Here is an 18,044-nt window from a genome sequence, read left to right on the forward strand (position 1 = left end):
TTGAAGGTTCGGCCTCGGCGCACCGATAATGCCCAGTTTTCGACCAAAGCCTTCGGCCGACCGAGCACATCATGAAAGACAGCATTCGCCATCTGATCCAGCAAGCCCTGGCCCGTCTCACCGCTGAAGGCGTGCTGCCGGAGGGGTCGAACCCGACTATTCAGGTGGAGAACACCCGCGACAAGACCCACGGCGACTTTGCCAGCAACGTCGCGATGATGCTGGCAAAGCCCGCCGGGATGAAGCCGCGCGATCTGGCGCAAAAGCTCATCGAAGCATTGCCAGCAGACCCCAGCGTCAGCAAGGTTGAGATCGCCGGCCCGGGCTTTCTCAATTTCTTCCAGAACAGCGCTGCGTTGGCGCAGCGGCTGGAAGCCGCCCTTGCCGACCCTCATCTCAGCGTCAGCAAAACGGGCTCCAAGCAACGCGTTGTGGTCGACCTCTCCTCACCGAACCTGGCGAAGGAAATGCACGTCGGCCACCTGCGCTCGACTATCATCGGCGACGCCGTGGCGCGCGTGCTCGAATTCCTCGGAGACGAGGTTATCCGGCAGAACCACGTGGGCGATTGGGGCACCCAGTTCGGCATGCTGCTGGCTTACGTGAAGGAACAACCGAAAGGGTTCGACTCACCGGAGCTGGCGGACCTGGAAGGCTTCTACCGCGCAGCGAAGCAACGGTTCGACGAATCGACCGAGTTTGCCGAACGCGCGCGCAAGCTAGTCGTGGAGCTGCAAGCAGGCGATGCCGAATGCCTGCGGCTGTGGAAGCAATTCAACGAACTCTCACTCAGCCATGCGCAAGAAGTCTACGACCGCCTTAACGTCATGCTCACCCCGGACGATGTAAAAGGCGAAAGCGCCTACAACGCCGAACTTGCCGACATAGTCGCATCGCTCAAGGTCAAAGGGCTGCTGACTGAGAGCAACGGCGCCCAATGCGTCTTTCTCGATGAATTCAAGAACGCCGAAGGCAACCCGCTCCCGGTGATTGTGCAGAAAGCCGGTGGCGGCTACCTCTACGCCACCACTGACCTGGCTTCCATGCGCTACCGCAGTCAGCAGCTAAAGGCCGATCGCGCGCTCTATTTTGTCGATCAGCGCCAAGCGCTGCATTTCCAAATGACCTTCGAGGTGGCTCGACGCGCCGGCTTCGTCCGCAGCGACATGCAGCTCGAGCACATGGGTTTCGGCACCATGAACGGTGCCGATGGCCGCCCCTTCAAGACCCGGGATGGCGGCACGGTGAAGCTGGTTGACCTGCTCGATGAAGCCGAGCAGCGCGCCTACAGCCTGGTTAAAGGCAAAAACCCGGATCTTGACGAAGGGGAGCTGCGGCAGATCGCCCGTGCTGTGGGCATCGGCGCTGTGAAATATGCAGACCTGTCCAAGCACCGCACCAGCGATTACAGCTTCAACTTCGAGCAGATGCTCAGTTTCGAAGGCAACACCGCCCCCTACCTGCTTTACGCCTACACCCGGGTGGCCAGCGTGTTTCGCAAGCTGGGTACCGGCATGGACGGACTCGGCGGCGAGATCAACCTGGAAGCCGAACAAGAGCAAGCGCTAGGCGCGAAGCTGGCTCAGTTCGCCGAGGTGCTCAACGGTGTGGGTGAGAAGGGTGTTCCCCATCTGCTGTGCAGCTATCTATACGATCTGGCAGGGCTGTTCTCCAGCTTCTACGAACACTGCCCGATACTCACCGCTGAGAGCGAGACGGTTAAACAGAGTCGCCTGCGCCTCGCCGCCCTGACCGGCAAAACGCTGAAACAGGGCCTTGCCCTGCTTGGCCTGGAAACGCTGGAGCGGATGTAAGTGGCAGCCAGGAAAAAACCTGCCCCGAAACGTGGTGCGAGCCGCTACCAGGCACCCGCCAAAAAGCCGGTACCCGGCTGGATCTGGCTCGTGTGTGGACTGGTCATCGGCGGCTTCATTGTGTTCTTGATGAACCTCGAACCTGGCGGCGATGAGATCCAGCGCACCAAGGACACTGCGAAATCCAAGGAGCAGCCGAAGCGTTCGCCTCCCGCCACGGGCCAACCAGCGAAACCGAAGTACGACTTCTATACGCTGCTGCCTGAGTCGGAAGTGATCTTGCCGCCAGAGGCGTCAAAGCCTGAGCCGCCCAAGCCGGTCACGCCGGAAGAGGCTGCAAAGATCGACGCGGCGCGCGCCGAAGCCGCTCTGAATGGCCAGGTACCACCGCCTCCGCCCACAGTGGCCAAGGCACCGGTGACTCAGTTTTTCTTGCAGGCAGGCTCGTTCCGCAAGAAGCCCGAAGCGGAAAAGGTTAGGGCGCAGATCATTCTGCTCGGCCAGGATGTACGGGTTGAGAGCGTGACCGTGCGTGACGAGGACTGGTATCGGGTGCTGGTCGGGCCATTTGCCGACCGAGCAAGACTCGATCAGGCCCAGAAGGCGCTATCAGCAAGCGGTTACAAGAACCTGCTGCTTCAACAGCGCCAGGCGCGCTGAGCCGAGGCTTTATTTCAAGCACGGGAGCAGCGCTGTAGCCGGCGCTGCTTCTCTGTAAACGGGCAGCACCCGCCCGGCGCTCAGCTCTTACGATCCCGAGGCGCATAGGCGAATACGTCTGCACGCATCTGTTTTGCATCCATTCCCGCCTCCACCAATGCATCCAGCGTGCCGTAGACCATCGCGGGAGACCCGCTGGCGTAGACGTGAACTGGCTGGAGATCGGTGAAGTCCTCGCAGACTGCTTGATGCAACATGCCGCGCCGCCCCGCCCACTCACATACATCACTGACAATCTGATGCAGAAACAGATTGGGCATCTGTTGCCATTCCTGCCAATGCGTCAGCTGATAGAAGTCTTCCGGGCGCCGCACCCCCCAGTACAGATGCACCGGATAGGCGAAGCCCGCGGCCCGGCAATGCTCGATCAAGCTGTGCATCTGCGCCATCCCGGTGCCTGCAGCAATCAGCACCAATGGCCCCTCTGGCAGCTCGGCGAGATGGGTATCGCCGAACGGCATCTGCACGCGAGCCGTCCCGGTGCGCCTGATCTGCTCCAGCAGGTCGATGGCTGACGATTCACGCGCTAGCACGTGGAGCTCCAGCTCACGTCCGCGCCCTGGCGCAGACGCGAGCGAAAAGGCGCTGTATTCGCCATCCTCCCGCTCGAGCAGCAAGTACTGCCCAGCATGGTAGCGCGGCAGTTTTCCGGCCGGCGCACGCAGTAGCAGGCGAAACACGTCGCCCCCCACCTCTTCACAGCTGACGAGCTGGCAACTCAGCGTACGCACCGGTAGCTCCCCCGGCGCAAGCACACCATCCCACAGCAGAACGCAATCTTCCTCTGGCTCAGCCAGGCAGGCGAAAACTTCGCCGTGATCATGGCTTTCGCCACGCTGACGCACCCGGCCGTCAACCAGCAGCGCAGCGCATATCAGGCAATTACCGTTGCGGCATGCTTGCGGACAGTCGTAGCCCAACCGGCGCGCGGCGTCGAGAATCAACTCACCACGTTCGACGTCGAGCACTGCTCCGGAGGGTTGCAGGGTTACTTTCATCAATTCAAAACCTGAGTAAATGCGCGGCTGTCATCAGTCGATGCCAAGCTCGGCCCAGAGTTCGTCGACCCTACGCTTCACCGCCTCATCCTGCACGATGGCACGCCCCCATTCACGAGTAGTCTCGCCGGGCCACTTATGAGTGGCATCGAGGCCCATCTTGCTGCCGAGACCGGACACCGGCGAGGCAAAGTCGAGATAGTCGATTGGTGTGTTCTCGATCAGCACCGTATCGCGCTTGGGATCCATGCGCGTGGTGATGGCCCAGATAACGTCATTCCAATCCCGTGCGTTGATGTCATCGTCGGTAACGATGACGAATTTTGTGTACATGAACTGCCGTAGAAAGCTCCATACGCCCAGCATTACGCGCTTGGCGTGGCCGGGGTACTGTTTTTTCATGGTTACCACCGCCATGCGATAGGAACAGCCTTCCGGCGGCAGATAGAAATCAGTGATCTCGGGAAACTGCTTCTGCAGGATCGGTACAAAAACCTCGTTGAGCGCGACACCAAGTATCGCCGGTTCATCTGGCGGCCGACCTGTGTAGGTGCTGTGATAGATAGCGTCGCGACGTCGGGTGATGCGCTCCACGGTGAACACCGGGAAGCGATCGACCTCGTTGTAGTAGCCGGTGTGATCACCGTACGGCCCTTCATCGGCCATCTCGCCAGGCTGAATGTAACCCTCCAGAACAATTTCGGCACCGGCCGGCACCTGCAAATCGCTGCCTCGGCATCTGACCAGCTCGGTACGGCTGCCGCGCAACAAGCCAGCAAAGGCATATTCGGAGAGCGAATCCGGAACCGGTGTAACAGCGCCAAGGATCGTGGCCGGATCAGCGCCGAGCGCCACCGCCACTGGGTAGGGTCGGTCGGGATACTTCTCGCACCACTCACGAAAGTCCAGCGCACCGCCTCGATGGCTGAGCCAGCGCATGATCACCTTGTTGCGACCAATCACCTGCTGGCGATAGATACCGAGGTTCTGCCGCTCCTTGTTAGGGCCCTTGGTGATTGTCAGCCCCCAGGTGATCAGTGGCCCAGCATCGCCTGGCCAGCAGGTCTGAACCGGCAGCAGAGACAGATCAACATCATCACCTTCGATGACCAGCTCCTGACAGGGCGCATCCTTGAGCACCTTGGGCGCCATGCTAATGACCTTCTTGTAGATCGGTAGCTTGCTCCAGGCATCCTTCAGCCCTTTTGGCGGCTCCGGCTCCTTGAGAAAGGCCAAGAGCTTGCCGATCTCACGTAGCTCGGACACTTCCTCCGCCCCCATGCCCAGGGCAACGCGCTTGGGAGTGCCGAAGAGATTTCCGAGAACCGGCATATTAAAGCCGGTCGGGTTCTCGAAGAGCAGCGCTGGCCCCTGCTTGCGCAGGGTTCGATCGCATATCTCGGTCATTTCCAGAACGGGAGAAACGGCGGTTGAAACGCGCTTGAGTTCACCGCGCTGTTCCAGACCTCGGATAAAGTCGCGCAGATCGCGATACTGCATTGCTTGAGCCTCGCAGGGGCCGGCAGGTGTCCGGGCGGAAAGTGTAGCCTTGGCGCAGGTCGATACAAAACCTGCAGACAGACAAAGGCCGGGTTTCCCCGGCCTCGGCAGCAACGACCAGACTTATTTGCGCTTCATTGACATGAAGAATTCTTCGTTGGTCTTGGTGTCCTTCAGCTTGTCGAGCAGAAACTCGATCGCAGCGCTTTCGTCCATCGGATGCAGCAGCTTGCGCAGAATCCAGATGCGCTGCAGCTCTTCCTCGCTGGTCAGCAATTCTTCGCGACGAGTACCCGAACGGTTGATGTTGATCGCGGGGAATACCCGCTTCTCGGCGATACGGCGATCAAGCTGCAACTCGAGGTTACCAGTGCCCTTGAACTCCTCGTAGATCACTTCATCCATCTTCGAGCCGGTTTCCACCAGCGCAGTGGCGATAATAGTCAGCGAACCGCCTTCCTCGATGTTCCGCGCGGCGCCGAAGAAACGCTTGGGCTTTTCCAGGGCATGGGCGTCGACACCGCCAGTCAGTACCTTGCCGGAGCTAGGAATCACCGTGTTATAGGCACGGGCCAGACGGGTAATGGAATCCAGCAGGATGACCACGTCCTTCTTGTGCTCGACCAGGCGCTTGGCCTTCTCGATCACCATCTCAGCGACCTGCACGTGGCGGGTCGGTGGCTCGTCGAAGGTAGAGGCGACCACTTCGCCGCGCACGGTGCGCTGCATTTCGGTCACTTCTTCCGGGCGCTCATCGATCAGCAGAACGATCAGGTGGCATTCGGGGTTGTTACGGGTGATGTTGCTCGCAATGTTCTGCAGCATGATCGTCTTGCCCGCTTTCGGCGGTGCGACAATCAGACCGCGCTGACCTTTGCCGATCGGGGCGCAAAGGTCGATCACCCGGCCGGTGAGATCTTCCGTGGAGCCATTACCGGCTTCCATCGTGAGTCGCTTGTTGGCGAACAGCGGAGTCAGGTTCTCGAACAGAATTTTGTTCTTCGCGTTTTCCGGGCGATCAAAGTTGATCGTATCAACCTTGAGCAGCGCGAAATAACGCTCGCCTTCTTTAGGCGGGCGAATCTTGCCGACGATGGTGTCGCCGGTGCGCAAATTGAAGCGGCGGATCTGGCTCGGCGAGACATAGATGTCATCCGGGCCGGCGAGATAGGACGAATCCGCGGAGCGCAAGAAGCCGAAGCCGTCTTGCAGAATCTCCAGCACGCCATCACCGGAGATTTCCTCACCGCTTTTCGCGTGCTTTTTCAGCAGAGAGAAAATCACGTCCTGCTTGCGCGAACGGGCCATGTTGTCGATGCCCATCTGTTCGGCCATTTCCAGCAGTTCGGTGATGGGCTTTTGCTTAAGTTCGGTCAGATTCATAGAAAGAGTCAGAAGGGATGAAGAAAGCGATTAGCTTGAGAAGCCGCGCAGCAGGAGACGAACAGGTTCGTTGTGCTTTATGAGGCTGAAGTGCGTCGGCGACGGCATGCAGAGGGCGACGGAGAAGCGTCGCAGGGCCGAATTTAGCACCGTGCAGGCGAAGCGTCCACCCTGCAGTTATAAAAAACCCCCGCATTTGCGGGGGCTTTCGAAAGCAGCAACCGTGAATCAGATATTGCTATCGAGAAACGCTGCCAGCTGGGACTTCGACAGAGCACCCACCTTGGTGGCCTCGACATTGCCGTTCTTGAACAGCATCAGCGTCGGAATGCCACGTACGCCGTACTTCGGCGGGGTTTCCTGATTCTCGTCGATGTTCAGTTTGCAGACTTTGAGCTTGCCTTCGTATTCCTTGGCGATCTCATCGAGCACTGGAGCAATCATCTTGCACGGGCCACACCACTCGGCCCAGTAATCGACCAGAACAGGACCATCGGCCTGGAGCACGTCCTGCTCGAAGCTGCTGTCGCTGACATTGTTGATGTATTCGCTCATGGAGTTTCTCCAGGGTCAAAATCAGAAGTGACGCCATCATAGCCCGGCTTGGTGCGGATCGAAAGTCGCAGCCTGTCGCTTGGGCAATAGACCATGGAAGGCGCAATGGATCGATCACGGAGCGCTATGACGCAGCGCTGCGCGTTGGCGGATGAGGGCGATCATGTCAGGATGTCGGAGTTTTGCACAGAGACTGCCCCATGCGCCCAACAGCCGCCGAACCCTTTCCGATGATCGCCGCCCTTGATCTCGGCTCGAACAGCTTCCACATGGTGCTGGCCCGCACCAGCAACGGCGAGATGCGCATCCTCGAGCGGCTCGGCGAAAAGGTCCAGCTGGCCGCCGGCATTGATGAGAACAGACAGCTCGACGAAGCTGCCATGCAGCGCGGCCTGGACTGCCTTCGCCGCTTCGCTCAGCTGGTCAATCATCTCCCCCAGGGCGCGGTGCGCGTGGTCGGCACCAATGCCCTGCGAGAGGCGCGCAACCGCGCCCAGTTCATTCGCCAAGCTGAGACAATCATCCAGCATCAGGTCGAGGTGATTTCCGGCCGAGAGGAAGCGCGACTCATCTACCTTGGCGTATCGCATACCTTTCCCGCGTCTAGTGGCAAGCGGCTGGTCGTCGACATCGGCGGTGGCAGCACCGAATTCATCATCGGCGAAGGTTTCGATTCGCTATTGCGTGAAAGCTTGCAAATGGGTTGTGTGAGCTTTACTCAGCGGTTTTTTCAGGACGGCAAGATTACGCCGGCCCGCTACGCGCAGGCGTATACCGCCGCGAGGCTAGAGCTGATGAGCGTCGAGCACGGGCTGCATCGGCTCGGCTGGCAGGATGCGGTGGGTGCGTCCGGCACCATTCGCGCCGTCGGTCTCGCGATCAAGAGCGCCGGGCTTAGCAACGGAGAAGTCACGGCCGATGGCATCGGCTGGCTCAAGCGCAAACTGTTCAAGTTGGGCGATGTTGAAAAGCTCGACATGGACGGTATCAAGCCGGACCGCAAGAGCATCTTCCCTGCGGGCTTGGCCATTATCGAAGCGATCTTCGACGCCCTGGAGCTGACCAGCATGGCGCACTCCGAAGGCGCACTGCGCGAAGGCGTGCTCTACGATCTGATTGGTCGACACCACCAGGAAGACATCCGCGATCGCACACTGAGCTTTTTGATGGAGCGCTACCACGTCGACACTGACCAGGCCGCTCGGGTCGAAAGCAAGGCGCTGGAAGCCTTCGATCAGGTCGCTTCGGATTGGGCACTAGATGAAGAATGGCTGCGAGAACTGCTCAGCTGGGCGGCGCGGATACATGAGGTCGGACTGGACATCGCGCACTACCACTACCATAAGCACGGCGCCTACTTGATCGAGCACTCCGACCTCCCCGGTTTCTCCCGTCAGGATCAACAGATGCTGGCGCTGCTGGTTCGCGGCCACCGCCGCAATATACCCAAGCAGAAATTCGAGGAAATGAGCGAGTACGGCGTGAAGCTGACCAGACTCTGCGTATTGCTGCGCTTCGCGATTCTTTTCCACCACATCCGTGGCCCACAGCAAGCGCCAGCGTTTCAGCTCAAGGCCGGCGATAACAGTCTGGACGTGGCTTTTCCTGAAGACTGGCTGGCTCAAAACCCGCTGACACAAGCCGATTTTGCCCTGGAGGCGGATTGGCTCAAGCGGATCGACTTCACTCTCAGCGTGCGCTGAGTTTGGCAGCGGTCGACGAACCGCTGCCACCCCAATTACCCCCGGTGTCTATCGCGCAGTCGGGCTTCCCAGACGCTCCAGCAACGTGTTCTGCACGTTGCGTGGATTCTGATTGCCGCTTGGGCTGTTACGCAGATAACTGCCATCAGACTGCAGCACCCAGCTCTGGGTGTTGTCGGTCAGGAAGCCCTCCAGCTCCTTCTTCACCCGTGTCACCAGCTTCTTGCCCTCGACCGGGAAGCAGGTCTCGACCCGCCGATCCAGGTTGCGCTCCATCCAGTCGGCACTGGACAGGTAGAGCTTCTCGTCACCGCCGTTGAGGAAATAGAACACTCGGCTGTGCTCTAGGAAGCGACCAATGATCGAACGCACATGGATATTGTGCGAGACCCCGAGAATGCCAGGGCGCAGGCAGCACATACCGCGAACGATGAGATCGATGCGCACCCCGGTCTGGCTGGCCTTGTACAACGCCCGGATCATTTTCGCGTCGGTCAGCGAATTGACCTTGAGAATGATATGCGCCGGCTTGCCTTCGCTGGCGTGTTGCGTCTCCTGCATGATCATGTCCAGCAACGCCTTCTTCAGGGTGAAGGGCGCGTGCAGCAACTTTTTCATACGCATGGTCTTGCCCATGCCGATCAACTGACTGAACAGCTTCGACACGTCTTCGCAGAGCGCTTCGTCCGAGGTCAGCAGGCTGTAATCGGTATACAGCCGCGCGTTGCCGGCGTGGTAGTTGCCCGTACCGAGATGGGCGTAACGCCGCAACTCGCCATTCTCCCGGCGCAGGATCAACATCATCTTGGCGTGGGTCTTGTAGCCCACCACACCGTAAATCACCACGGCCCCGGCCTGCTGCAACCGGCTGGCCAATTGCAGGTTGGACTCCTCATCGAAGCGCGCCCGCAGCTCGATGACGGCAGTGACCTCCTTGCCGTTCCGCGCGGCTTCAACCAGCGCGTCGACGATCTCCGAGTTGGCACCAGAGCGATAAAGCGTCTGTTTGACGGCCAAAACGCAGGGATCCTTCGCCGCCTCGCGCAGGAGGTCAACGACGGGAGTGAAGGACTCGTAGGGATGTAGCAGCAGGATGTCCTGCTTGCCGACCACACTGAAAATGTTCTCGCTGTTCTGAAGCAATTTCGGGATTGCTGGCGTGAAGGGGGTGTATTGCAGTTCAGGATGACTATCCAGACCGGTGATACTGAACAGCCGGGTCAGGTTGACCGGTCCGTTGACCCGATACAGCTCGCTTTCGCTCAAGTTGAACTGCTTGAGGAGGAAATCAGCGAGATGCTTAGGACAGGTATCCACCACCTCCAGCCGAACTGCGTCGCCATAGCGCCGTGAAATCAACTCGCCACGCAGCGCCCGAGCCAGATCCTCGACGTCTTCGGTGTCGACCGAGAGGTCGGCGTTACGCGTCAGGCGAAACTGGTAGCAGCCCTTGACCTTCATGCCGTGGAACAGATCATCAGCGTGCGCATGAATCATCGAGGAGAGGAACACGTGGTTCGCGCCAGGCCCGCCCACCTCCTCCGGCACCCGAATAACCCGGGGCAACAACCGCGGCGCCGGAATGATCGCCAGCCCGGAGTCGCGACCGAAGGCATCGATACCTTCAAGCTCGACAATGAAGTTCAGGCTCTTGTTAACCAGCAATGGAAACGGATGGGTTGGGTCCAAGCCGATCGGCGTGATGATCGGTGCGATCTCGTCACGAAAGTAACGGCGCACCCAGGCCTTGATCTTGGTTGTCCAGTTGCGCCGACGAATGAAACGCACCTGATGCTTGGCCAGTTCCGGCAGCACGATCTCGTTGAGGATCGAATACTGTCTGCTGACCTGCTCGTGGACCAGTTCGGAAATACGCGCCAGCGCCTGGTGCGGCTGCAGACCGTCTGCACCTGCCTGCTCACGCGCGAACGTGACTTGCTTCTTCAGCCCCGCAACACGAATCTCGAAAAACTCATCGAGGTTGCTGGAAAAGATCAGCAGGAATTTGAGCCGTTCCAGTAGCGGATAGGACTCGTCCAGCGCCTGTTCCAAAACGCGAATGTTGAATTGCAGCTGTGACAGCTCGCGGTGGATGTAGAGGCTGTTGTCGTCCAGATTCGGCGGGGGGGCCGGTGGCGCTGGCGCTTCCTCTGTCTTCTCCACCTCAGGCGCTGGCGGGGCCATTTCCTCTAGGGGATGCACTTCAATGGCTGCAGTCTGCAATTCGCTTTCGCTGAGTCCCTGATTAGTCATCGATCTGCCTCGGGAGGGCTCATTGCCCCTGTTTTAATTGTTGTGCCGCCTGCTTGGCGAAATAGGTGAGGATGCCATCGGCACCTGCGCGCTTGAAGGCGGTCAGCGATTCGAGAATCACGGCATCGCTCAGCCAGCCGTTCTGAATCGCTGCCATGTGCATCGCATACTCGCCGCTGACCTGGTAGACGAAGGTCGGCACTCGAAAGGCATCTTTAACCCGCCAGAGAATATCCAGATAGGGCATGCCCGGTTTGACCATGACCATGTCGGCACCCTCTGAAAGGTCGGCACCGACTTCGTGCAAAGCCTCGTCACCATTGGACGGGTCCATCTGATAAGTGTTCTTGCTGCCCTTACCCAGATTCGCCGCCGACCCTACCGCATCGCGGAACGGCCCGTAGTAGGCACTGGCGTACTTGGCCGAATAGGCCATGATCCGCACATTGTGATGTTCAGCCACCTCCAGCGCCTCGCGTATCGCCTGGATGCGCCCATCCATCATGTCCGATGGTGCAACCACCTGCGCGCCCGCCTCAGCGTGGGACAGGGCCTGACGGACCAGCGCGTCGACCGTGACGTCGTTCTGCACATAGCCATGCTCGTCAAGAATTCCGTCCTGGCCATGAGTGGTGAAGGGGTCCAGCGCAACGTCAGTGATGATGCCGAGCTCCGGGAAGCGCTCGCGCAGGGCCCGGGTGGCGCGCTGGGCGATGCCCTCAGGATTCCAAGCTTCCGCCGCATCGAGGGATTTCTTCTCCAGCGGGGTGACCGGAAACAACGCTAACGCAGGGATGCCCAGCGCGACCAGTTCCGCGGCTTCTTCCAACAACAAATCGATGGAAAGACGCTCCACGCCGGGCATCGACGGCACCTGCTCGCGGCGATTTTCGCCATCGAGAACAAACACGGGCAGGATCAGGTCATCCACGCTCAGTCGATGCTCGCGTACCAGTCGGCGGGAAAAATCATCACGACGATTGCGGCGCAACCGTGTAGCGGGGAACAAGCGATTGGCAGGAACGAAACTCACAACGAACTCCTGGCCCGCAGAACGGGCGAATATGACGGTTATAAGCCGACATCGTGACAGCTTGATGACAAGCAATCCGCGCCGGCCGGAGATTGCCCTTATTGTCGCCACCAAGCGCGGGCACTGCCAGTGCTTTGAGCAGTCTATCGCCGAGCTGAAGTGCCTAGGCCAGACGCGCCCACAGTTGAACACCCGACGCGATAAGGCATCCAACCTTTATCGCGATGGACTTACCTTGAACCCCACCAAGGGCTAGCATCGAAGGCTGTTGCCTGGCGCAGTTGCCAGGCTGCTGAACTGACCAGGAGTATCTCAATGAACAGAAAAGTCGCCGTGATTCTTTCCGGCTGTGGCGTATACGACGGCTCGGAAATCTACGAGAGCGTGATCACGCTGTTGCGCCTGGATCAGCGTGGCGCCAAGGTCCAGTGCTTTGCGCCGAACATCGAGCAGATGCACGTAATCAATCACCTAACCGGTGAAGAGATGCCGGAAAAACGCAACGTGCTGGTCGAGTCCGCGCGCTTGGCACGGGGAGAGATCAAGGATCTTCGCGAAGCCAATGCCGAGGAGTTCGACGCGCTGATCGTGCCAGGCGGCTTTGGCGCAGCGAAAAACTTGTCTGACTTCGCCACCCAGGGCGCCGGCTGCAAAGTGCTTCCCGATGTGTTGGCGCTGGCCCAAGCCTTTGCCGCGGCCGGCAAGCCGGTCGGCATGATGTGCATCGCGCCTACCATGGCGGCCCAGATCTTTGGCCGCGGCGTGGTCTGCACCCTGGGCAATGACGACGATCCGGCTGCAGCGGCGGCACGGGAGATGGGCGTCGAACACCAACCGTGCGAAGTCACTGAGATCGTCGAGGATTCGCGGCACAACCTGGTGACCACCGCTGCCTATATGTTGGCGCAATCCATCAGCGACGCAGCTACGGGCATCTACAAGCTGGTCGATAGGGTGCTGGCGCTGACCGGCAAATAGCGCCTCGGCTGGCCTTGCCCCAGCTTTCGAGCCGAGGCGTGGGAGCTGAGGCATCGGCGTGGCGATACCGCCAATCTTACCGGCGCTCCCGCCGCGCCACTGGTCAATCCCCCCTCCCTCCGGCAGCTTAGTTGGATCTGCCGGAGAGCCGCACGCATGAACCACCCGATCGATACCATCGAAGAACAACAGCACGCGGTGCGCCAGCTGTTCGAGCGCATTCCGTTCAATGAATACCTGGGTATCGAACTGGATGAGGTGTCCCGCCAGCGCGTGGTGATGCACCTGCCAATGAAACAAGAGCTAGTCGGTAATTTCTTTCACGGCATTTTGCATGGCGGCGTGATCGCGTCGCTTCTCGACGTCGTCGGCGGCGCCATGGCAATGATCGGAGCCTTCGAGAAACATCAGCACCTGACCACCGAAGAGCGCGCCCTGCGTCTCTCGCGCCTCGGCACCATCGACCTACGCATCGACTACCTGCGCCCAGGACGCGGCAAACGCTTCAGTGCTGGCGCTACCCTATTGCGCTCCGGCAACAAGGTCGCGGTGGTTCGCTCCGAACTGCACAACGAAGAAGGGGTGTTGATCGCAGTAGGGACCGGCACCTATCTTTGCGGCTGACCCGGAAGCTCGACCTTAAACTGAACAGCCCCGCGCCAGCCGTGTTTGCTTAGCGGACGCCGGCTCGAGCCAGCTGAGTCAGCAGACGGTCCAGCGCGTTGGCAAACGCTTGCCGATCACGGTCGCCGTAAGCACCCTGCCCCCCGCCCACCTGGCCCTGCTCACGCAGGTCGGTGAACAGGTTGCGCACCGCCAGACGATCGCCCATGTTGCGCTCGTCGAATTCACGACCGCGCGGATCGAGAGCCGCCACGCCTTTTTTCACCAGTCGATCAGCCAGCGGCACATCGCTGCAAATTACCAGTTCGCCAGGCTGCGCATGCTCGACCAGATAGTCATCTGCCGCGTCCGGGCCGCTCGGCACGACGATCAGACGAACACAGGCGAAGGCCGGTTTGATCTGGCTCTGCCCCGCCACCAGCAGCACCTCGAACTTGCGCTTGAGGGCAAACTTGATCAGCTGTTCTTTGGCAGCCTTGGGACAGGCATCAGCGTCAACCCATACCCGAAGCGGTGCAGCTCCCGTCATGCAACAGCCCGCCGCACCGTAGCCAGCAAAGCGGCAGCGCCGGCGAACATAGCGGCGAAACTACGGTTGACCAGGCGCTGCTGACGCGGCGTGCGCAGCAAGCGCAAAACCCGGGACGCCAATCCGGTATAGCCCGCCATGACGATCAGATCGACCACCACCATCGTGGCCCCCATATGCAGGTACTGCAGTACCAGGTCGCGCTGTGGATCGAGAAACTGCGGCAGCACAGCGAGAATGAACACGATGGCTTTAGGATTGCTGGCATTGACCAGAAAACCGCGGAACACCAAGGCTAACGGGCGCCCGATCGGTCGCGGTGCAGCGCTGTCGTCAAGCATTGATGGCACCGCCTGCCACTGCTTAAGCGCCAGCCACAATAGATAGGCGACCCCGAACCATTTGATCAGGCTGAAGGCGAGCGACGAGGTCGCCAGCACCGCTCCGACACCCGCGGCCACTACAGCTATCTGCATCGCCAGCGCAATCTGCAAACCGATCGCGTTCCAATAACCGCGCCAGAAGCCGTACTGCAATCCGCACGACATCGAGGCGATCGCACCCGCCCCCGGCGACAGGCTGATGACCCAACAGGCTACAAGAAAGGCAAGCCAGGTTTCGAGCGTCATGATTGATCCCCCCAGAAGCTGCGCCTGACAGGCGCAGCTTTCAGCACAGCCCTTAGTCCGGTATGTCTTTGCCGAGCTTGACCGGCTCCTTCAGCTTGCGATTCATCGCTTTGCGCATACGAATGTTGATCGCCTCGACCCCTAGCGAGAACACCATGGCGAAGTACACGTAGCCCTTGGGCACATGCGCGCCGAAGGCTTCGGCCACCAGCAGGGTGCCGACTACGATCAGGAACGACAGCGCGAGGATTTTCAGCGTCGGATGCTTCTCGATGAAGTCGCTGATGGTGCCAGCGGCGAGCATCATTACCCCGACGGCAATCACGATTGCGGCAACCATCACCTGCACGTTGTCTACCAGGCCCACTGCGGTGATCACCGAGTCCAGCGAGAAGACGATATCGATCACTGCGATCTGCAGGATGATGCCAACGAAGCCTGCTTTGACCGCACCTCCGGTGGTGCCTTCCGACTCTTCTTCGCCTTCAACGCTATGCCAGATTTCCATGGTGCTCTTGAACAGCAGGAACAGGCCGCCGAAGAACAGGATCAGGTCACGCCCGGACACACCGTGCTCGAATACGGTGAACAAGTCATTGGTCAGGCGCATGACCCAGGCGATCGATAGCAACAAGAGAATCCGCGTGCCCATTGCCAAGGCCAGGCCAAAGAAACGCGCCTTGGGTTGCTGCTCCTTCGGCAAGCGCCCGACGAGGATGGAAATGAAGATGATGTTGTCGATACCCAGGACAATTTCCAGGGCGGTCAGGGTCAAAAAGGCGACCCAGATTTCGGGGCTGCTAAGCCATTCCATGCGTGCTACTCGTGTGCGTTGTGATGAGGAGGCTGGATCTCGGTGCCACGCCAGCGGCGCAACACCTTCTGGAAGAACAGACTGTTAGGAACCTGAACGATCGCACCGGTTCCGCTATCGGCTGACTCTTCCAGCGTGGTGTAAAGCAGGTTTATATCGATGACTCGGCCCTTGACGATGGGCTTGTCGAAACTCTCCACCAGTTCCACCATGTCGCCCAACCGAAACGGGCCAACGGTCATGATGAGCACAGCGCAGAGCAGGTTGGAGAGCACGCTCCAGATAGCAAAGAAGGCCACGGCTGCAACTGCCACGAACCCGGAGAAGGCGGTCCAAATGACGGTGGCCGAAACTCCGACGCGTTCCAGCACCATGATCAGCGCACCGCCAATAATGAACCAGCGAATCCCGCCACGCAGCGGCAAAAGCAGTTCAGGCGGAAGCGGATAGCGACTGCCGAGCCGTGAAAGCCCACGTACGACTAGCCGCTGAAGAATATAGGCGACCAGCAGAATCAACAGTATCTGCAATCCGAGCAGTAACTGATCGCTCCATCTTTGCGAAAAAATCAACCACCGCTCGCTCACAGGCTCGCCTCAAGTTGGCTTTGTAGAACTTCGAGCGCTTCGAGCGCCTCCAGCCAAGCCTCTTCCAGTTCGCCTTCGCGCACCTTCAATTCAGCCTGCTTGGCCAGCAGCTCGCGCAGCTCATCCTTGCGGGCCGACTCATATACATCCGAATCAGCGAGACGCGCCTCCAGCGGCGCGAGCTTTTCGTGAATATCAGCCAAAGACTTTTCTAGCTTTTCGGCTTGCCGTTTCAACGGAGCCAATTGCTGACGCAGGGTAGCCGCAGCCTGGCGGGCGGCGCGCTTATCAGTCTTTTCACCCGCGGGCTCCACTGGGCTCAGCGGCTGCTGGCGGGAACGGTAGTCGACCAGCCAGCGAGCGTAATCCTCAAGGTCACCTTCGAACTCCACGACCCGGCCTTCTGCAACCAGCAGGAATTCATCGGTCGTGCTTTTCAGCAAGTGCCGGTCGTGGGACACGACGAGCACGGCCCCCTCGAAGTCCTGCAAGGCCAGCGTCAACGCCAGCCGCATCTCGAGATCGAGGTGGTTGGTCGGCTCGTCGAGCAGCAACAGATTGGGTTTGCCCCAGGCGATCAGCGCTAGCGCGAGCCTGGCCTTTTCACCGCCGGAGAAATTAAGGACCGGCTCATCGCAGCGATTGCCGCGGAAATCGAAACCACCGAGAAAATCACGCAGTACCTGCTCCCGTTCGCCAGGGGCGATACGCTGCAGATGCAACAGCGGGCTGGCCTTGGCGTCCAGAGCGTCTAGCTGATGCTGGGCGAAATAGCCGATGACAAGGTTCTCGCCGCGCTGCAGGCGTCCACCTAAGGGCTGCAGCTCGTTGGCCAGCGTCTTGATCAGCGTGGATTTCCCAGCTCCGTTGGGGCCAAGCAAACCGATGCGGGCTCCCGGGACCAACTGCAGCTTGACCTTCTCTAGCACCACCTTGTCGCCGTAGCCAAGACTCCCCTGCTCCAGATCCAGCAGCGGGCTGGAGACCTTATCCGCCTCGCGAAAAACGAAGTCGAACGGTGAATCGATATGCGCCGGGGCCAACTCCTCAAGCTTTTCCAGGGCCTTGATCCGGCTCTGCGCCTGTCGCGCCTTGCTCGCCTTGGCCTTGAAGCGCCGAATAAAGTCCTCCATGTGCTCGCGCTGTGCCTGTTGCTTTTCGAACGCCTGCTGCTGCTGCGCCAGGCGCTCGGCCCGCGCCCGCTCAAAGGCCGAGTAGCCCCCGCGATAGAGCGTCAGCTTGCGCTGCTCGACGTGCACTACATGACCGACCACCTCGTCGAGGAAGTCGCGATCATGGGAAATCAGCATCAGTGTGCCCGGATAGCTCTTAAGCCAGGCTTCCAGCCAGAGAATGGCATCCAGATCGAGGTGGTTGGTGGGCTCGTCGAGCAGCAACAGATCAGACGGACACATCAGCGCCTGCGCCAGATTCAGACGCATCCGCCATCCTCCTGAGAAGCTGCTTACCGGCAGATCCATTTGCTCATTGGCAAAACCCAGGCCGGCCAACAACTTGCGTGCCCGTGCGTCAGCGGTATAGCCGTCGGCGTTATCGAGCTCGGTATGCAAGCGAGCCAGTGCCCCACCGTCAGAGGCTGCTTCAGCTTCGATCAGCGCACCCTGAATGCGGCGCAACTCGGTATCGCCGTCCAGCACGTAATCGACCGCCAACCGATCGAGCGTATCGACCTCCTGGCGCATGTGTGCAATGCGCCAGTCGGGCGGCAGCTGGCAGTCGCCCTCGTCGGGGGTGAATTCGCCGCGCAGCAAGGCGAACAGGCTGGACTTACCGGCGCCATTGGCGCCAACCAACCCGACCTTATGGCCAGGATGAAGGGTCAGCTCGGCGCCTTCCAGCAAACGCTGCGGGCCGCGCTGTAGAGTCAGGTTCTGAAGTCGGATCATAATGGCGGCGGAGTTTA

Annotated in this window: 16 protein-coding genes; 5 read left to right on the top strand and 11 right to left on the bottom strand. The window is 59.9% G+C overall.

All coding sequences use genetic code 11. The features are described 5' to 3' along the window. Positions 1-71: 71 nt before the first annotated feature. Both argS and ACQKIK_RS20555 read left to right on the top strand, forming a co-directional pair. On the top strand, positions 72-1,814 hold the full coding sequence (gene argS, locus ACQKIK_RS20550) for an arginine--tRNA ligase (RefSeq protein ID WP_046162913.1): 1,743 nt from the start codon (positions 72-74) through the stop codon (positions 1,812-1,814). Next, on the top strand, positions 1,815-2,474 hold the full coding sequence (locus ACQKIK_RS20555; RefSeq protein ID WP_499137292.1) for an SPOR domain-containing protein: 660 nt from the start codon (positions 1,815-1,817) through the stop codon (positions 2,472-2,474). Between the two features lie 80 nt (positions 2,475-2,554). Here the strand turns inward: ACQKIK_RS20555 and ACQKIK_RS20560 are convergent, their stop codons facing one another. The 4 genes from ACQKIK_RS20560 to trxA all read right to left on the bottom strand — a co-directional run bounded on the left by ACQKIK_RS20560 (position 2,555) and on the right by trxA (position 6,970). After that, positions 2,555-3,532: a CDP-6-deoxy-delta-3,4-glucoseen reductase gene (locus ACQKIK_RS20560; RefSeq protein WP_499137293.1), complete on the bottom strand. Its 978-nt coding sequence runs from the start codon at positions 3,530-3,532 to the stop codon at positions 2,555-2,557. Between the two features lie 33 nt (positions 3,533-3,565). Then, positions 3,566-5,032, bottom strand: coding sequence for a 4-hydroxy-3-polyprenylbenzoate decarboxylase (gene ubiD, locus ACQKIK_RS20565; protein ID WP_499137294.1), 1,467 nt, complete (start codon positions 5,030-5,032; stop codon positions 3,566-3,568). Between the two features lie 123 nt (positions 5,033-5,155). Beyond that, positions 5,156-6,415 (bottom strand): transcription termination factor Rho, encoded by a 1,260-nt coding sequence (gene rho / locus ACQKIK_RS20570; protein WP_045430829.1) that lies wholly within the window; start codon positions 6,413-6,415, stop codon positions 5,156-5,158. A 228-nt stretch (positions 6,416-6,643) separates the two neighbouring features. Further along, positions 6,644-6,970 (bottom strand): thioredoxin TrxA, encoded by a 327-nt coding sequence (gene trxA, locus ACQKIK_RS20575; protein ID WP_019341284.1) that lies wholly within the window; start codon positions 6,968-6,970, stop codon positions 6,644-6,646. Between the two features lie 200 nt (positions 6,971-7,170). Between trxA and ppx the strand changes: the two genes are divergently transcribed. Further along, positions 7,171-8,673 (top strand): exopolyphosphatase, encoded by a 1,503-nt coding sequence (ppx, locus tag ACQKIK_RS20580; protein ID WP_499137295.1) that lies wholly within the window; start codon positions 7,171-7,173, stop codon positions 8,671-8,673. A 48-nt stretch (positions 8,674-8,721) separates the two neighbouring features. Here ppx and ppk1 read toward each other — a convergent pair whose 3' ends face one another. Both ppk1 and hemB read right to left on the bottom strand, forming a co-directional pair. Then, the gene (gene ppk1, locus ACQKIK_RS20585) at positions 8,722-10,926 is read right to left on the bottom strand and encodes a polyphosphate kinase 1 (protein ID WP_499137296.1); all 2,205 of its coding nucleotides are present in this window, start codon (positions 10,924-10,926) and stop codon (positions 8,722-8,724) included. Between the two features lie 19 nt (positions 10,927-10,945). Beyond that, positions 10,946-11,959, bottom strand: coding sequence for a porphobilinogen synthase (hemB, locus tag ACQKIK_RS20590; RefSeq protein ID WP_499137297.1), 1,014 nt, complete (start codon positions 11,957-11,959; stop codon positions 10,946-10,948). Between the two features lie 315 nt (positions 11,960-12,274). On the opposite strand from hemB, the gene elbB reads away from it, so the two are divergent. Together elbB and ACQKIK_RS20600 are read left to right on the top strand one after the other, a co-directional pair. Then, positions 12,275-12,937, top strand: a complete 663-nt coding sequence (gene elbB, locus ACQKIK_RS20595) for an isoprenoid biosynthesis glyoxalase ElbB (protein ID WP_499137298.1) — start codon at positions 12,275-12,277, stop codon at positions 12,935-12,937. A gap of 156 nt (positions 12,938-13,093) precedes the next feature. After that, complete coding sequence (locus ACQKIK_RS20600; protein ID WP_045430839.1) at positions 13,094-13,561, top strand: thioesterase family protein; 468 nt, start codon at positions 13,094-13,096, stop codon at positions 13,559-13,561. Positions 13,562-13,610: 49 nt separating this feature from the next. On the opposite strand, the gene ACQKIK_RS20605 is transcribed toward ACQKIK_RS20600, so the two are convergent. The 5 genes from ACQKIK_RS20605 to ACQKIK_RS20625 are packed head-to-tail and all read right to left on the bottom strand — an operon-like array spanning position 13,611 to position 18,027. Further along, on the bottom strand, positions 13,611-14,090 hold the full coding sequence (locus tag ACQKIK_RS20605; RefSeq protein WP_045430843.1) for a YaiI/YqxD family protein: 480 nt from the start codon (positions 14,088-14,090) through the stop codon (positions 13,611-13,613). After that, complete coding sequence (locus ACQKIK_RS20610; protein ID WP_046162919.1) at positions 14,087-14,719, bottom strand: LysE family transporter; 633 nt, start codon at positions 14,717-14,719, stop codon at positions 14,087-14,089. Before ACQKIK_RS20610 ends, ACQKIK_RS20605 begins: the two co-directional genes overlap by 4 nt. 52 nt (positions 14,720-14,771) lie before the next feature. Beyond that, positions 14,772-15,533, bottom strand: a complete 762-nt coding sequence (locus ACQKIK_RS20615) for a TerC family protein (protein ID WP_241530010.1) — start codon at positions 15,531-15,533, stop codon at positions 14,772-14,774. A 5-nt stretch (positions 15,534-15,538) separates the two neighbouring features. Further along, entirely contained in the window at positions 15,539-16,120 is a 582-nt protein-coding gene (locus tag ACQKIK_RS20620) for a mechanosensitive ion channel family protein (protein WP_128120265.1), read from the bottom strand. Next, positions 16,117-18,027: an ATP-binding cassette domain-containing protein gene (locus tag ACQKIK_RS20625; RefSeq protein ID WP_499137299.1), complete on the bottom strand. Its 1,911-nt coding sequence runs from the start codon at positions 18,025-18,027 to the stop codon at positions 16,117-16,119. The genes ACQKIK_RS20620 and ACQKIK_RS20625 overlap by 4 nt, the downstream gene beginning before the upstream one ends. Positions 18,028-18,044: the final 17 nt, after the last annotated feature.

This window comes from Pseudomonas sp. NPDC047961 (assembly GCF_050272435.1).
In the GTDB taxonomy this organism is placed as follows: Bacteria; Pseudomonadota; Gammaproteobacteria; order Pseudomonadales; family Pseudomonadaceae; genus Stutzerimonas.

What these genes read in the sequence shown, in the direction of transcription:
- ubiD (WP_499137294.1), bottom strand. Translation starts at nt 5,032, where the DNA reads ATGCAGTATCGCGATCTGCGCGACTTTATCCGAGGTCTGGAACAGCGC.
- trxA (WP_019341284.1), bottom strand. Translation starts at nt 6,970, where the DNA reads ATGAGCGAATACATCAACAATGTCAGCGACAGCAGCTTCGAGCAGGAC.
- argS (WP_046162913.1), top strand. Translation starts at nt 72, where the DNA reads ATGAAAGACAGCATTCGCCATCTGATCCAGCAAGCCCTGGCCCGTCTC.
- ACQKIK_RS20600 (WP_045430839.1), top strand. Translation starts at nt 13,094, where the DNA reads ATGAACCACCCGATCGATACCATCGAAGAACAACAGCACGCGGTGCGC.
- ACQKIK_RS20560 (WP_499137293.1), bottom strand. Translation starts at nt 3,532, where the DNA reads ATGAAAGTAACCCTGCAACCCTCCGGAGCAGTGCTCGACGTCGAACGT.
- ppx (WP_499137295.1), top strand. Translation starts at nt 7,171, where the DNA reads ATGCGCCCAACAGCCGCCGAACCCTTTCCGATGATCGCCGCCCTTGAT.
- rho (WP_045430829.1), bottom strand. Translation starts at nt 6,415, where the DNA reads ATGAATCTGACCGAACTTAAGCAAAAGCCCATCACCGAACTGCTGGAA.
- ACQKIK_RS20605 (WP_045430843.1), bottom strand. Translation starts at nt 14,090, where the DNA reads ATGACGGGAGCTGCACCGCTTCGGGTATGGGTTGACGCTGATGCCTGT.
- ACQKIK_RS20625 (WP_499137299.1), bottom strand. Translation starts at nt 18,027, where the DNA reads ATGATCCGACTTCAGAACCTGACTCTACAGCGCGGCCCGCAGCGTTTG.
- elbB (WP_499137298.1), top strand. Translation starts at nt 12,275, where the DNA reads ATGAACAGAAAAGTCGCCGTGATTCTTTCCGGCTGTGGCGTATACGAC.
- ppk1 (WP_499137296.1), bottom strand. Translation starts at nt 10,926, where the DNA reads ATGACTAATCAGGGACTCAGCGAAAGCGAATTGCAGACTGCAGCCATT.
- ACQKIK_RS20610 (WP_046162919.1), bottom strand. Translation starts at nt 14,719, where the DNA reads ATGACGCTCGAAACCTGGCTTGCCTTTCTTGTAGCCTGTTGGGTCATC.
- ACQKIK_RS20615 (WP_241530010.1), bottom strand. Translation starts at nt 15,533, where the DNA reads ATGGAATGGCTTAGCAGCCCCGAAATCTGGGTCGCCTTTTTGACCCTG.